The organism is Agromyces sp. NPDC029043, assembly GCF_055564615.1.
Genome location: NZ_JBVHVX010000014.1, coordinates 79,981 through 94,138, shown reverse-complemented (window position 1 = coordinate 94,138; position 14,158 = coordinate 79,981). Strand labels below are relative to the sequence as shown.

At 67.8% G+C, this 14,158-nt stretch carries 12 protein-coding genes; 6 read left to right on the top strand and 6 right to left on the bottom strand.

The genetic code is table 11. From position 1 onward, the window contains the following. The first annotated feature begins 158 nt into the window (after positions 1-158). Complete coding sequence (locus ACZ4TW_RS16640) at positions 159-1,694, top strand: catalase (protein ID WP_465544362.1); 1,536 nt, start codon at positions 159-161, stop codon at positions 1,692-1,694. Here ACZ4TW_RS16640 and ACZ4TW_RS16635 read toward each other — a convergent pair. Together ACZ4TW_RS16635 and ACZ4TW_RS16630 are read right to left on the bottom strand one after the other, a co-directional pair. After that, a complete protein-coding gene (locus ACZ4TW_RS16635) occupies positions 1,671-3,185 on the bottom strand; it encodes a dynamin family protein (RefSeq protein ID WP_465544360.1) in 1,515 nt (504 codons plus the stop codon). The two genes, ACZ4TW_RS16640 and ACZ4TW_RS16635, sit on opposite strands and share 24 nt — an antisense overlap. Beyond that, complete coding sequence (locus ACZ4TW_RS16630; protein ID WP_465544411.1) at positions 3,169-4,839, bottom strand: P-loop NTPase family protein; 1,671 nt, start codon at positions 4,837-4,839, stop codon at positions 3,169-3,171. The genes ACZ4TW_RS16635 and ACZ4TW_RS16630 overlap by 17 nt, the downstream gene beginning before the upstream one ends. 21 nt (positions 4,840-4,860) lie before the next feature. Between ACZ4TW_RS16630 and ACZ4TW_RS16625 the strand changes: the two genes are divergently transcribed. Further along, complete coding sequence (locus tag ACZ4TW_RS16625) at positions 4,861-5,052, top strand: hypothetical protein (RefSeq protein WP_465544415.1); 192 nt, start codon at positions 4,861-4,863, stop codon at positions 5,050-5,052. A gap of 65 nt (positions 5,053-5,117) precedes the next feature. On the opposite strand, the gene ACZ4TW_RS16620 is transcribed toward ACZ4TW_RS16625, so the two are convergent. The 3 genes from ACZ4TW_RS16620 to ACZ4TW_RS16610 form a co-directional block, all read right to left on the bottom strand. Continuing rightward, on the bottom strand, positions 5,118-5,870 hold the full coding sequence (locus tag ACZ4TW_RS16620; RefSeq protein WP_465544359.1) for a hypothetical protein: 753 nt from the start codon (positions 5,868-5,870) through the stop codon (positions 5,118-5,120). A gap of 193 nt (positions 5,871-6,063) precedes the next feature. Next, a complete protein-coding gene (locus tag ACZ4TW_RS16615; RefSeq protein ID WP_465544358.1) occupies positions 6,064-7,254 on the bottom strand; it encodes an IniB N-terminal domain-containing protein in 1,191 nt (396 codons plus the stop codon). A gap of 142 nt (positions 7,255-7,396) precedes the next feature. Then, complete coding sequence (locus ACZ4TW_RS16610; protein ID WP_465544356.1) at positions 7,397-7,981, bottom strand: IniB N-terminal domain-containing protein; 585 nt, start codon at positions 7,979-7,981, stop codon at positions 7,397-7,399. A gap of 369 nt (positions 7,982-8,350) precedes the next feature. On the opposite strand from ACZ4TW_RS16610, the gene ACZ4TW_RS16605 reads away from it, so the two are divergent. The 4 genes from ACZ4TW_RS16605 (at position 8,351) to ACZ4TW_RS16590 (ending at position 13,519) form a co-directional block, all read left to right on the top strand. Then, a complete protein-coding gene (locus ACZ4TW_RS16605; RefSeq protein WP_465544354.1) occupies positions 8,351-10,159 on the top strand; it encodes an Hsp70 family protein in 1,809 nt (602 codons plus the stop codon). Positions 10,160-10,162: 3 nt separating this feature from the next. Beyond that, positions 10,163-12,514, top strand: a complete 2,352-nt coding sequence (locus ACZ4TW_RS16600; protein ID WP_465544353.1) for a helix-turn-helix transcriptional regulator — start codon at positions 10,163-10,165, stop codon at positions 12,512-12,514. Between the two features lie 159 nt (positions 12,515-12,673). Further along, positions 12,674-13,030 carry an ArsR/SmtB family transcription factor gene (locus tag ACZ4TW_RS16595; RefSeq protein ID WP_465544351.1) on the top strand — a complete coding sequence of 119 codons (357 nt, stop codon included), beginning with the start codon at positions 12,674-12,676 and terminating at the stop codon, positions 13,028-13,030. A 3-nt stretch (positions 13,031-13,033) separates the two neighbouring features. Beyond that, the gene (locus tag ACZ4TW_RS16590) at positions 13,034-13,519 is read left to right on the top strand and encodes an SRPBCC family protein (protein WP_465544349.1); all 486 of its coding nucleotides are present in this window, start codon (positions 13,034-13,036) and stop codon (positions 13,517-13,519) included. An 18-nt stretch (positions 13,520-13,537) separates the two neighbouring features. Here ACZ4TW_RS16590 and ACZ4TW_RS16585 read toward each other — a convergent pair whose 3' ends face one another. Continuing rightward, complete coding sequence (locus ACZ4TW_RS16585) at positions 13,538-14,143, bottom strand: TetR/AcrR family transcriptional regulator (RefSeq protein WP_465544347.1); 606 nt, start codon at positions 14,141-14,143, stop codon at positions 13,538-13,540. Between the last annotated feature and the right edge of the window lie 15 nt (positions 14,144-14,158).

The window sequence follows — 14,158 nt, the reverse complement described above, 5'->3', positions numbered from 1 at the left end:
CACCCGGGGGACGTCGTGCGCCGATCCCGAGGGGGCAGGGCACCCACCGGCGTAGCATCGAACCCACGGACCTGAAACAGCCCGGGTCTCAATCTATGGATCGCCCCGTCGTTCAGCCCCGACGCGATGGCGACCGAAGGACTATGACCGGAGGCGATATGTCCGCAAAGAATACGTCCGGCACCAACGACTTCTATACGACCCGCGATTCGGGAGCTCCCGCCGGCAGCGAGGAACATTCGCTGACCGTGGGCGCGGGTGGCCCGATCGTCCTGCACGATCACTATCTGATCGAGCAGATGGCCCAATTCAACCGGGAGCGCATCCCGGAGCGGCAGCCGCACGCGAAGGGTAGCGGCGCGTTCGGCACCTTCGAGACCACCGAGGATGTCTCGGCCTACACCTGCGCGGGGCTCTTCCAGCCCGGGGTGAAGACGGAGATGGTGGCGCGCTTCTCGACCGTCGCCGGTGAGCGCGGCAGTCCCGATACCTGGCGTGACCCACGGGGTTTCGCGTTGAAGTTCTACACCGACGAGGGTGTGTACGACATGGTCGGGAACAACACACCCGTCTTCTTCATCAAGGATCCGCTGAAGTTCCAGAACTTCATCCGATCGCAGAAACGCCGGGCGGACAACAACCTTCGCGATCACGACATGCAGTGGGACTTCTGGACGCTGTCCCCGGAATCGGCTCATCAGGTGACCTGGCTGATGGGAGATCGTGGGCTGCCCAAGACGTGGCGGCACATGAACGGCTACAGCTCGCACACCTATCTGTGGGTCAACGCCGACGGTGTGAAGCACTGGGTGAAGTATCACTTCATCTCCGATCAGGGAGTCGAGTTCTTCACCCAGCACGAGGGTGATCAGATGGCCGCGGCCGACACCGATTTCCACACCCGCGATCTGTTCGAGTCGATCGCCGACGGCCAGTACCCCAGCTGGACGCTCAAGGTGCAACTCATGCCGTTCGACGACGCGGTGTCCTACCGCTTCAATCCGTTCGACCTCACCAAGGTGTGGCCGCACGGGGATTACCCGCTGCACGAGGTGGGTCGAATGACGTTGCACACCAACCCCACCGACAATCACGCGCAGATCGAGCAGGCCGCATTCGAGCCGAACAACGTGGTACCCGGCATCGGATTCTCGCCGGATCGCATGCTGCTCGGCCGTGTCTTCGCCTACGCCGACGCCCACCGTGCCCGCCTCGGTGTGAACTACAAGCAGATCCCGGTGAACGCGCCACGCAACGAGGTGCACTCGTATTCCAAAGACGGTGCGATGCGCATCAATCCGGTGACCGATCCGGTCTACGCACCGAATTCGAAGGGCGGGCCGGCCGCGGTCTATGCCGGGCAGCCGGAGCCGCAGTGGGCGGCCGACGGTCAGATCGTGCGCAGCGCCTACGTCGATCATCCCGAGGACGACGACTGGGGTCAGGCCGGCACGCTGGTGCGCGAGGTCTTCGACGACGATGCTCGTGACCGCCTCGTCGACAACGTCGTGGGGCACCTGCTCAACGGCGTGAGCGATCCGGTGCTCGAGCGTGCCTTCGAGTACTGGTCCCGGGTGGACGCCGAGATCGGCAAGAAGATCAAGTCCGGTGTCGAGGAGAAGCAGAACGAGCCGGACCCGAAGAAGGACGAGCAGGGCAATCCGGCGCGGTCATCGATGCAGGCGAAGGTCTGATCGAGCCCGTCCCGCGGCCGTATCCATCTCCGCGACGATTCCTTCGGCACTGCGCGCCGCCGCGCGGCACACGCGGGTGGTGAAGGAATCGTTGAGGGGATGGGTCGCCCGGCCGCGCCACCGCTGGGCGGCCGCCAGCGAGGCCGACCGACCCGACGTCATCGTCTCGAACGGATCGAGGCCGAGCCGTTCATCGGGCGCGGCGCCGTAGCCGCCGATGAGGCGGGTCACCTCGACGATCTCGCCCTCGGTCAGCGTCGTCGACCGTGACCGCAGCAGGCCCAGCAGGCGCACCTCCTCGAATCCGTGGGTGTCGCCGAGTTGCCTGCGCACCGCACCCGCGATCGACGACGCCGCCGGCTCCGGATACCGCTGCAGCACCCGCGACAGTTCCGTCAACGCCGAGTGCGCCTTCAATTGGTCTGCGCGCTGGCCGAATTGGATGTCGATGATCGATTGCAGCTCCGTCAGACCGCTGCGGGCGAGCAGCTCGTTCGACAGCGTCGTCGCGTCGTTGACACCGCCCTGCAGCAGCGCCAACGCGATCCGGATGCCGAAGAGCCCGAAGCGCCGGATCAGCGCCGCGCGGATCTCGTGATCGAGATCCAGCGGACTCTGCTCACGCACGAACCGGTCCACCGAGAGCATCGCGAGTTGCAGATCCTCCGCCGACTCCGACGCCAAGGCGGTCAGCGCCGCGAACTCACGCTGCCGCAGGGTCCGCGCCGTCAACGCGACCAGACCCGCCACCGGGACAACGGCCTGGCACAGCCCCGACGCGGACAGAGCCGCCGCGTACCGCGCCGCGATCTCCTTGGCGGACATCATCGCGTCGATCCGGCCTACACCGATCTCGTCCGCGCGCGAGAGCACCCCGACGACACCGAGCGGCCCGGACTTGCCGCCGACCTGGCGGTTCAGTTCGGCCAGGGTGCTCACGTCGCTGGCCGTCGACGTCCGCATCAGGTAGACGACCGCATCCGCACCGGAGACCCCATCCTCGGGTGCCAGCATCGCCATCGTGCGGCGGGATACCTCGGCGTTCAACGACGCGGTTCCGGGGGTGTCGATGATCGTTCGACGGCCCAATTCCGCTGTCGGCCAGTGCACTTCGAGCCGATCGATGGAACCGGGATCGAGGGCGTCGAGGTTGAAGGCCAGTTTCCTGCCGTTGCGCTCGATGGGCACCGGGGCGCTCTGACCGTTTACATGGTGCGCCCGGACCGCCGGCGCCCGGCCGTGCCGGAACCACGTCACGATCTTCGTGCACTCGGTGGCGTCGGTGGGCGCGAGTTCCTCACCGATCAGGGCGTTGAGCAGCGTCGACTTGCCCGCCTTCAGGGCACCGGCCAACGCGATGCGCAGCGGCTCGTCGAGCCGATCGGCACACCGTTGCAGATCGGCGGCCGCGGTGGCTGCTCGTGGCCCCGCGTTCTGGTACACACCGATGGCCTCATGCAGGAGACGACGTGCCTCATCCGACGCGCTCACGCTGACCTCCCGCTGCTCCGTTGTCCGCGCTGTTGCCCGCGCTCTGTGCGCCGGCCCAACTCCCCACCTCGGCGAGGAAGGTGATGTCCGCCTCGAGCGCCCGCGCGCGGCCGTCGCGGTCGGCGACCTCCGTGCGGGCGGCGTTCTCGGTGGCCTTGATCGATTCGGTCAACGACCGTGTCGTCTGCTCGGCGATGCCGCGGAAGTGATTTCGCAGCACCCGCTGGATGATGCGCAGGCGATATCGGGATTCGCGGCCGACCTCGAACAGCACGTCGTCCATGAAGACGCGGACCGCACCCTTGGCCTCCGCTCGGCGGCGGGTCAGTCGCATCTCCGAGTCCTCCTTGTAGGACTTGCGCCCCAACAGGACCCCGGCGGCGATGGAGAACGGATTGACCATCGCCATGCCGACAATCGTCGACATCATGCCGAACATCATCATGCCGCCGTAGGAGCCACGCATCCCGGTGATCAGCTTGTGCCCCACGCCCGACGGCGCCTGCTCGAGATCGGTGAGTCCGTTGAGCGGTTCGATCTCGTGGCCGATGGATTCCAGCAGCATCCGCGGAATGGCCACTTCCCCGGTGTCGGAGAAGGATTCGGCCACCCGCTGGGCGAGCGCGAGGGATTGCTCGTGGGTCCAGATGAAGTTATCACCGACGGCTTCGGCGATGGCGTTCTTCAGGTTCTCGCCGAGCTCATCCCAGATCGCCGCCGGATCATGCGAGTCGATCTGGTGCTCGAACTCCTTGAGAATGCGGCGCGTACGGGAACGCAGGTCGTGATCGGAGTCCGCGGAGAGGTCGGCGACGCCGTCGCCAAGGACCTGCTGCCACAGCGCCGTGCGTGCGGACATCTCCTTGGCCTCACCGCGGGCGCGTTCGAGTTCGGCGAGGATCGCCTCCTTCGCGGCGGGATCCCGCAGCGTCTCCAGTTGCGGCCGCAGTCCCATCCCGAGATGTCCGGTGGCGGCGCTGATCTCGCCCATCACGACCCGCTGCATGGTGGCGTTCACCTGGGTGAGCACCTGATTCTGCAGAAAGTCGATGATCCCAGGAAAGCCGGACTCCGCGTTGAGTTCCCGATCCTCGAGGCGGATCGCGTGATCGCGCAGCACCGACGACACGGGCAGCGGTTCGATCGTCGACCCCTGCCGTTGCAGATGGGCGACGTCGGCGGCGATCACCTCACGCCACATCGGGTACAGGTCCACCTTGGTGGCCACCACCAGCGCGTTGCGACACAGCTCCTGTGCCTGCCGGATGAACGACATCTCCGGGGCGGTGTACTCCTGACTGACGTCGGACGCGATGATGATCGCGTCCGATGCGGTCAGCAGACCGAGCGTCGCCGCGGCATGCGGCGAGCCGACACCACCCGAGCCGGGTGTGTCGATCAGCGTCAGCCCCTGCTTCAGCAGCGGGCTCGGCACACCGATCTCCACCCGGAGCACCTGTGCGCCCGCGGCTTCCGGCGGAGACGAGAGATCACGGGTGACCTCGTCGATCGGGATGGGGATCTGCCGTTCTCCGCCGGTGGAACCGGAATCGGAATCATCGACGACGACGAGGCGCGCCCACGGCACATCCGCGTACCCGATCACGGTGACCGTGGAGGTCGTCTCACCGTCGCCGACGCGGCAGACCGGCACATTCAGCAGGGCGTTGATCAGATGGCTCTTGCCCTGCTTGAGTTGCCCCACGACGACGACCCGGGCACGCGGATCGTCGATTCTGGATCGTGCGGAGCGGAGCCGTCCGACGAGATCCTCGCGCCCGGCGTCGTGGGCCATGCCGACCAGCTTCTCGATGATCTGGCAGACCTTGGTGGTGTTGATATCCATGGTGTTTCAGCTCCCCGCTGATTGATCGACACGTACGGGAGTCGACGTCCGGCACCGTGCCGAGCGCCGACTCCCTGCCGTCGTGATCAGAAGATGTCGTCGAAGACGTCGCCGATCGCATCGACCACGCCGCCGGCCGCGTCACCGACGGCACCCGCTGCGCCACCGTAGATTCCGCCGACCGCGCCACCGATGGCGCCGATGGCATTGGCCGGATCGGGCAGTTCCAGGCCGTTCGACGACGAGTCGTGCGAGTCATGCTGCGAGTTGTCGTTGAACGAGTCGTTCGTCGAGTTGTCGTCGTGCGAGTCGTAGCTGCGCTCGTCGTTGAACGAGTCCGAGATGTTGTGGCTGTCATGCGTCTCGGTGTACGAGCTGCTGCCGTCGACAATGGGTCCGTTGTGATGCGTACCGAGGTCGATCCCGGACAGGTTCGCTCCACCGTCGCCGCCCCAGGAGTTCCCGCCGTCACCACCGTCACCGGCACCGCCGAAGAGGCCCGCGAAGCCGCCACCCGCTGCGCCACCGTCACCGCCTGCACCGGCGGAACCGCCATCGGCAGAGACGTTGACCTGAGCGTGATTGTCGTTGGTGCTGTGATCGTCGACCTGCGTGACCTGGGTGTTGCCGGAGTTGTTGCCGTGCACCGACTCGTCGACGTTGGTGACGTCGTTGTCGAAGGTGTTGCCCACGACGTTTCCGTCGCCGGCGACGCCACCCGTCGTGGCGATGTTGCCGGTGCTGTCACCGCCGACGGCAACCGATCCGGTGCCCGACGAACTGACGTCGGTCTGGGTCCAGTCGGTGTTGCCGGCGTTCCACTGCGAGTTGCCGCTCATGATGATTTCCTTTGTGCGAGTTGATGAGTGATGGTGTTCGGTTGTGGGTGTCGAGATGATGTTCCCGATGCCTTAGACGCTATGGGCTGCCGGCGGTTGCGGGAACGGGGTTGATCCCCCCTTCGGATTCGGGGGACCCGGGGAATGGGGGCGGATGCGTGCGGGGATGGGGTCCGCATCCGCCCCCAAGCTCTCAGGAGCCGTCGTGGAATTCGACGGCGGGCGCGGGCCCCGCGTCGGAGACGACGGGTGCCGCCGAGACCGGCTCGGGGACATAGCTTTCCGCGCCACTCGGTTCATAGCCGGAGTCGACGGGGAGGGCGGTGGGATCGACGTGATCCGGGGCGTACGTGATGGACGGATCGAGTCCGGAATTCGGATCGCCGGAGTGGTCGACGTCGTAGTGTCCGCCGTCCATGGGTCCGTCGACGTGTTGGCCGGGGTCGATGTCGGTGGCAAAGAAGTCGGGTACCGAGGCGCCCTCGATCGGCTGGAAATCGGGCGGATCGTGCTCGACAGGCGCGTCACCTCCGACGACGTTGGGGTCGTCGGGGCTGACGTGCACCACGTGGTCCAGATAGTCGTTCGAGGCGGGATCATCGCCCAGGAGGACGGAGTCGGGAACCTCGGTAAACGGCTGTGCCGCGTGCGATTCCGTCATGATGTCGCCGCCGGAGGCACTGACGGCGGCCGCGGCTACCGCAGGCGCCGGGTCGACGGCGATCGATGTCGGCGCAAAGGTTTGCATCGGCACCTGCGCCCCGCCACCGTCGGCCTTGACGCCGAGCGAGGAGTGATCATCGGTGCGGGAGTGATCATCCACCGCTGTGCCCGACGTGTTGCCACTGCCGTCGCCATGGATCGACTTGTCGACGGTGGTCGTGTCGTTGTCGGTGGTGTTGTGCGTCGTGTTGCCGTCGCCGGCGGTGCCGCCGGTGGTCGCGATATTGCCGTTGCTGTCCTCGCCGATGGCTACCGCGCCGTCACCACTGGCGATCACCTGCTTCATGTCGACGTGATTGTTGTCGCCGTTGATGTTCAGGATCTGCTGGTAGTAGTTGTTGGTGATCTGCTGCAGGACGCTGGCGGCGCTGCCGTGGTCGGGGTAGGACGGCTGCCAGTGCCCGCCCCCTCCGCCGCTCGGTGCCGGGATGTTCTGCGCCACGGCCTCCACCGCGTGATGGACCTCCTGCGGTGTGACGTGTGAAAGCCCGGCGTCGGCCATGCACCCGTCCGGATCATCGGCGAAGTCCGCCGCCTTCTGTTCATCGCCGAAGATGCTGAGGATGAACTGGATCAGCGCATTCTGCTCCTCGGCGGTCGGCGCGGCACCGGAATCGTGTGCCTGCGCGGCATGCTCGCCGAGGACGGTGTCCTTGCTCATGGGAACTCCTAGTCGTGGGTCTCGCCGGTGGAGACGTGACGCTCGTGCGAGATATGAGAAACGCTATGGCCGAGTGCGATCCGCCCCAACGGGGTAGATCCCCGTACTTGCGCCCCCGCCGTCGGGGATCGGTAGGGGGGAGTCAGAAGACGTCGTCGGGGACATCGGGAAAACCGCCGGAGTGTGCCGGATCGGGTGGGGTGAGATCGAGGGTCGAGACGTCGTGGTGCTGTATCGAGGCGGGTTCGGCAAACGCCAGATCGGCAGACGCGGGATCACCAGGGGCGTGATCGGCATAGGCGTGATCAGGGAAGGTTTGATCGGCAAAGACGGGGTCCGGCAGGACGGGGTTCGGCGCCAGCGGCTCTGAGAAATCGGGATCAGGCAAACCGGGATCGGGGACCGTCGAGAATCCGGCATCGGAATGGATTGCGCCGGGCAAAGGGTGATCGACCGGCACCGCGCCGCCGTCTGGTACCGCATCGATCGACGGCGGATCACCCATATCGAAGGCATGCGCCGCCTCGCTGGCCTGCCAGATGCTGCTGTCAGCCGTTCCGCCGGTCGAGGAATCGGCGATCGGGAGGAGCGCGTCGATGTCCGCCGCGGCGACGTCGGCCAGACCCGAGTCGTGGAGTACCTGCTCCGGGTCGGCCGCGTAGGCGGCGGCCACCCGGGGATCATGTGCCAGCGACATGACGAACTCCAACAACGACGAACCTGACACGTATCCTCCTCGGTGAGTTCCTCGACGCCGCGTTTCCGGGGCGTCCCGACCGATTCGGAAGTGTTCGGCCAGAACGTTTTTCGCCGGGTCCACGCTGTTTCGAGCGTATCGGCCGTCGGAGACCCACCACTACGGGAGTTCGCCCGTAGGATCGTCGCGCCACTAGGGGATCACCCCGGGGAATGCCCGCCCACGGATAGGGGATCAACGCCGCCGGAGGCACCCCGGGCCGTCGGCGTAGGTGGTGCCACCCACCCTCCCCCTACGTACCCCCGCGCTTTCGAGTAGTCCGCTACTCACGACCTACCCCGACGACTGCCGTTGACTCGACGACACAGCCACCCGGAACGATCAACCAGAGGACATCCCATGGCCACGGCACTCGGTATCACCCTCGGCACGCGCTATCTGCGGGCAGCATCGCCCGACGCCCCGTGCGTGCGGCACACCTCGGTCATCACCCTCGACGGAGCGGCGCAATCCATGCGCACGCCGGAGTCCGGGACATCCACCGAGAATCCCCGTGTGGGGGCGGGCGGCATGACTCTCGGCGGCTTCGTCGAGCGCGTCGGTGATCCGGTGCCACTCACGGCCGCCGACGGCGCCACCCATCTCGCCGAGGACCTCACCGTCGCCGCCATCAAGAGCCTGGCCCGGGCAGCGGCTGCCGGCTTCACCACGCCTCCGAGCATCGTCGTCGGAATTCCGGCCTGGTGGGCACCACATCAACTCGCCGCGCTGAAGGGTGCTCTCGCCGAGTCGTCGCTCGCCGATGCCCGCCTCGAGCCCGACCTGGCCTGCGCCCTCGCCGAACTCCGACGCCTCCCCGACTTCCCCGCCGATGGTCTCGTCGCGGTCGTTGATGCCGGGGCGTCGGGCACGACGGTGGGCATCATCGATGGCGGCCGGCTCGTCGCCGATCCGCTGCACGTCGACGAACCCAGCGGCAACGACATCGATCATGCCCTCATGCGGCACATCCTGTCCCAGGTTGTCGACGACCCGTCGACCCTCGCCTCCCCGGACCCCAACCTCACGGCGGCACTCGGCGTCCTGCGAGTCCGCTGCGCGCAGGCGAAAGAGGAGCTCTCCGCGACCACCGCCGTCGACGTCGACGTCGATCTGCCCACCTACCGCGGTGACGTGCGGATCACCCGCGATGAACTCGACGACGTGCTCGAACCGTCCCTCGACCGCTGTGCATCCACGATTCGGGAAGCCCTCGAACGTGCTGGCCGCTCTGTCTCCGAGCTGACCGGCATCGCCGCGATCGGCGGTGGGGCGTCGATCGGTGCACTCACACAACACCTTTCGGGGCAGTTCCATCTGCCCGTCCTCGTCGACGCCGATCCGGCGACCACCGCGGTGCGCGGAGCCGCCCGCCGTGCCGCCCATCTCGCGGGCGCACGAACCGATCCCGCAGGATCCACCGGACCTGCCGCCCGGCGATCCGATCCGACGGTCGGCGCACCGGCACGGCCCCTTCCCTCATCACCCGCGCCCGCGGAACCACCTGCCAGCTCTCGCGAATTCCCGGTCACCGCAGCAGCTTTCGCCGCGCCGACGTCTCCGACCAGCCCGCAGCCCGCGGTGGGTCCGCGCCCGGTGCTGAGCTTCGCCGAAACCGAACCGGCCGAGCAGCAACCCGGCGGCACCACTCGCCGTCGTCGGATGCTCATCATCGCCGGCGTGGCCGCGGCCCTCGCCCTGCTCGTCGGCGGGACCGCCGCCGCACTCTCCCGCGACGACGAACCGGCACCCCCGAGCACCCCGGCATCGGTGGCACCGGTCTCCACGGCCAGCAGCACCACCACGTCCGTACAGCAGGCACCGGTAATCGAGGAGCAGCCGGAGGTGGTCGCTCCACCGCCGACCGTCGAGACCACCATCACCTCGACCACCGAGCCCTGGCCGTCCGATCCACCGAGTACCCCCGAGGTCAGTGAACCGGACACGGGAACCGGAGGCACCGGCAACGGGACAGGCGGCACGGGCGACGGGTCCGGGGGCACCGATGACGGGTCGGGCGGTACCGATTCCGGAGGCGGCGCCGGGGGAACGGGCAACGGAGGAACGGATTCCGGGGACGGAGGGGCCGGCGACGGCTCCGGACTGTCGAACTCCGGCCCCAATCCCGCTGCTGCCCAAGCGATCACATCGACCCGCGCGGCTGGTTGAGTCATGACCTGGACAGCCCGCTACCGGGAACTCGGCGCCGAGGTGGCCGCGTCGATCGATCCGCTCAGCGGATGCGGCCGCCTCGTCGTCGCACCATCCGGATACGGCAAGACCCGGCTGCTTCGGGGTATCGCCGACGGCCTGACCGAACGCGGCATCCCGGTGACCAGCGATCCGCGGACCGCCCCGGCAACACCCGGGGTGATCCTCGTCGACGATCTCGACCGCCGCAGCGATGCCGAGCTCGACGGCATCGTCGACGCCACGCGAGGGCCGTCGCAGGTCGTGATCGCCGCGACCGGGCCCCGGCAACGCCGCCCCCGGCTCCGCGTCGCCACCGCTGCGATCACCGCGGGCGCACCGCCGATTCGGCTCGGACCGTTCTCCCCCACCGACATCGACGATGTCCTGACAGGCCTGTCCGGGCACAGCACCGCTGCTGTCGCGCAGCGTATCCACACCGTCACCGGGGGTCTGCCCTGGCTCGTCGAGACGGCCGCGGCCCACCTCACCGCAGACCCCGTCATCCTGGACAAGGTCGTCGCCGGGGAGATCCGCAATCGCCTGTGGGAGTACTCCGAGACCGAGGTGTCCGGCATCGTCCTGCTGAGTCTCGATCCATCGATCGGCACCACCGACATCGCGGCCGCACTCGGGGTCGACTACGCCCGCGCCGCCGACATCATCGATACAGCACGGTGTTCGGGCCTCCTCGACGCCGGGAGCCGCCTCACCGCCGAGGTCCACCGGCAGGCCGCCGTGGTCCTCGGACGCACTCGGCTGCTGGAGGTGGAGAACGGGCTGGCCACGCTGCTCGCCTCCCACGGCGGCGTCTCCGACACGATCGCCACGCGACTGGCCGCCGACGGCATCGAGCGCTCGCCCGCGACGCGGATCGACACCATCGCCGGCCGCCTGCTCACCGGCGACGCCGCCGGGGTGGGCACCGCACTCGATCCGCTCTGGGACACGATCGACGACGCACAACGCACCCGCGCCGTCGACCTGGCGGCCACGGCAGCCGTCCTGCGCGGAGATGCTCAGCGATGCACGACGCTGCTCACGTGGGCACATGATCGGGACGCGAGCGCGACACCAGGCACCGTCACCCACGCCCGATGGGCCACCATCGATGCCGTCAACGGGCACATCCCCGCACTGCTGGACGTGCCGATGGCCGAATCACTGTCGTGCAGCCCACGCATGTCCGATCGGGTCGATCAACTGACCGCGCAAGGTCTCGCGGCGTCGGTCGGCGGGGGCGGCGGCGCCCTGCACACCCTGCTCGCCGCCGCCAATGTGGAGCGCGATTGCCTCGCGGAGCGGGTGCGGATCGAATCGTCGGCGGCGATCGCCGCGCAGCTGGCTCTGCATCGAGGTCAGCCCGCCACCGCACGATCGGTGTTGCGCAAGCTCCCCGCCGATCTGCCCGCGCTGTATCGACACCGGCAGCAGGTGCTGCTCGCCTGGGTGTCGATGGTCGAGGGCGACCTCGACGGACCGTCGTCGATCATCACCCGACTCTCCACCGAAAACCTCTGCCCACGTGAGGAACTCGCCACCGCGATCCTGCGCGTGGGTCTGGCGCGCCGCCGCGGGGACGACGGCGGGCTGGAGGCGACGGTCGACGCCGCGCTCGACCTGGTCGCCGAGCATCACGTGGATCTCTTCTCGCTGCTGTTCATCGGGGAACTCTGGGTGGCCGCCGCGCAGACCCGACGCCTCATCCGCCTGGAACCCTCTCTCGCCGAGGCGTCCGAGCTGGTGGCGGCGCTCGGCCCGATGTCCCAGTGGAGCACGGCCTTTCACTGGTCCGGGGTGCATGCTGCCATCGCCGCCGGGCGACCGGACGCGCTCATCCCGCACGCACGGGCACTGGCCGAGGCGGGCCGCAACTGCACCCAGGCCGCAGCGCTCGCGCAGGCCGGACGGGTGTGGGTGGAGGTGCTCGGGGGCGACGTCGACGGTGACCGCGTCGACGCGGCGGCCCGCCACCTCGACGAGAACGGCTACACCTGGGATGCCGCCCGCCTCGCCGGACATGCCGCGCTGCGCGCCCCCGACCCTCGGGTCGCAAGCGCCATGCTGCAACTCGCCCGCTCGCTGCGCACCCATCGCGTGGTGACCACCGACGCCGAGCCCTCCGGCGGCTCCCCCATGACCCGGCTCAGCGAGCGCGAGCGGGAGGTGGGCGCACTTCTGTTGTCCGGCATCACCTATCGCGACATCGGCGAGCGGCTGTTCATCTCCGCGAAGACCGTCGAGCATCACGTCGCGCGGATCAAGCGCCGCCTCGGCGCCGAGACGCGCACCGAAATGCTCGCGACGCTGCGATCGATGCAGCTCAGCGGGTGAGGGTCGAGGCCGGCGCGGGAACGAGTGCGGAACAAGTGCGGTCAATAGCGACCACCGCGCCGATTATTGTCGCCGCGCGCACCACAGACCGTAGTTATGTACGCGGCCGCAGGGGGCAGGGGTTGACAACGTACAACCGCCTGGTTGTATATTGATTCCGTGGCCGACACCGACGAGGACCAGGCAGATGCCCTGTTCCACGCACTGTCCGACCGCACCCGCCGCGACATCATGCGGCGCGTGTTGGCCGGGGAGTATTCGGTGTCATCACTGGCGGAGAACTACCCCATGAGCTTCGCCGCCGTCCAGAAACACGTCGCCGTTCTCGAACGCGCGGGGCTGCTCACCAAAAGGCGAAGTGGCCGTGAGCAACTCGCGTCCGGGGATGTCACCGCAGTCCGTGCCGTCGGAGACCTGCTCTCCGAACTCGAAGTCATCTGGCGAGGGCGCATCGCCCGCATCGACGATCTCCTCGCCGGCACCACCCCACCGCACGACCCTCCCGCAAAGGACTAACCCATGCCTGTCATCGGAACCTCCCACGACATCGACACCCACACCCTGGTCATCACCGCCGAGTTCGACGCCCCGATCGATCGCGTGTGGCAGGTCTACGCCGATCCGCGTCAGCTCGAGCAGATCTGGGGTCCGCCCACCTACCCGGCCACCGTCGTCGAGCACAGCCTGACCCCCGGCGGCCGCGTCACGTATTACATGACCAGCCCGGAAGGCGAAAAGTTCGGCGGCTACTGGGAAGTCATCTCCGTCGACGAGCCCACCGGATTCACCTTCCGGGACGGCTTCGCCGACGGCGATCTCAATCCCATCGAATCGATGCCGGTCTCCACCAACACCTATGCCTTCACCGAGAAGGACGGGAAGACGGTGGCCATCTACACCGGTGTCTACGCCAGCGCCGAAGCACTGCAGCAGGTCCTCGAGATGGGCATGGTCGACGGCGCCACCAGCGCGATCAACCAGATCGACGCCTTCCTCGCCGCCTGAGGGAGAGTTCGCAGGGTTTCAGGTACGGGGATCGGCGATCACCAGGAGATGGGTCCGCGCGAACTCCTCGACCTCCGCGCGGGTACCCAGCGGGATGAACACGTGCGGGGTCAGCAGGATGGAGTGCGTGATGCGCACCAGGATCTCGGCGCGTGCGCGCAGAGCGTCGTCGTCGAGTTCGGTGTCGGGGGTGCGCAGTACGTTGACGATGGCCTCGACGGCGGCGGCGAGGATGAGCCCGCCGTTGAGCGTCAGCTGATCGAGCACCGTCCCCGGCTCCAGTTCGAGGACCCGATTCCACACGGGATTGTCGCGGATGGTGGTCACCGTCGTCGTGAAGGCGTTGACGATGCGGTCGGCGTAGGTGTCCGAGTTCTCCGCCGCCGCCGCGATATCGGTGAACAGTCGGGTGGCCTCGCGCAACATGACGGCCGCGAGGATCTCGTTCTTCCCACCGATCCGGCGATACACCGTGACCCGCCCGACCCGCGCACGCTTGGCGATGTCGTCGACCGTCGCCCGGCGGATGCCGATATCGGCGAAGACGGCCAGGGCACCGTCCAGGATCGGATCGGCCGCCGGGTCGATGTCCGCCGACGCGGCGAACAAATCGGTAAGCGACATGGATGCAGCCTAGTC

Excerpts from the sequence above, each read along its gene's own strand:
- ACZ4TW_RS16640 (WP_465544362.1), top strand. The coding sequence starts at position 159 with ATGTCCGCAAAGAATACGTCCGGCACCAACGACTTCTATACGACCCGC.
- ACZ4TW_RS16625 (WP_465544415.1), top strand. The coding sequence starts at position 4,861 with ATGGCTCTTGCCCTGCTTGAGTTGCCCCACGACGACGACCCGGGCACG.
- ACZ4TW_RS16620 (WP_465544359.1), bottom strand. The coding sequence starts at position 5,870 with ATGAGCGGCAACTCGCAGTGGAACGCCGGCAACACCGACTGGACCCAG.
- ACZ4TW_RS16615 (WP_465544358.1), bottom strand. The coding sequence starts at position 7,254 with ATGAGCAAGGACACCGTCCTCGGCGAGCATGCCGCGCAGGCACACGAT.
- ACZ4TW_RS16605 (WP_465544354.1), top strand. The coding sequence starts at position 8,351 with ATGGCCACGGCACTCGGTATCACCCTCGGCACGCGCTATCTGCGGGCA.
- ACZ4TW_RS16600 (WP_465544353.1), top strand. The coding sequence starts at position 10,163 with ATGACCTGGACAGCCCGCTACCGGGAACTCGGCGCCGAGGTGGCCGCG.
- ACZ4TW_RS16590 (WP_465544349.1), top strand. The coding sequence starts at position 13,034 with ATGCCTGTCATCGGAACCTCCCACGACATCGACACCCACACCCTGGTC.
- ACZ4TW_RS16585 (WP_465544347.1), bottom strand. The coding sequence starts at position 14,143 with ATGTCGCTTACCGATTTGTTCGCCGCGTCGGCGGACATCGACCCGGCG.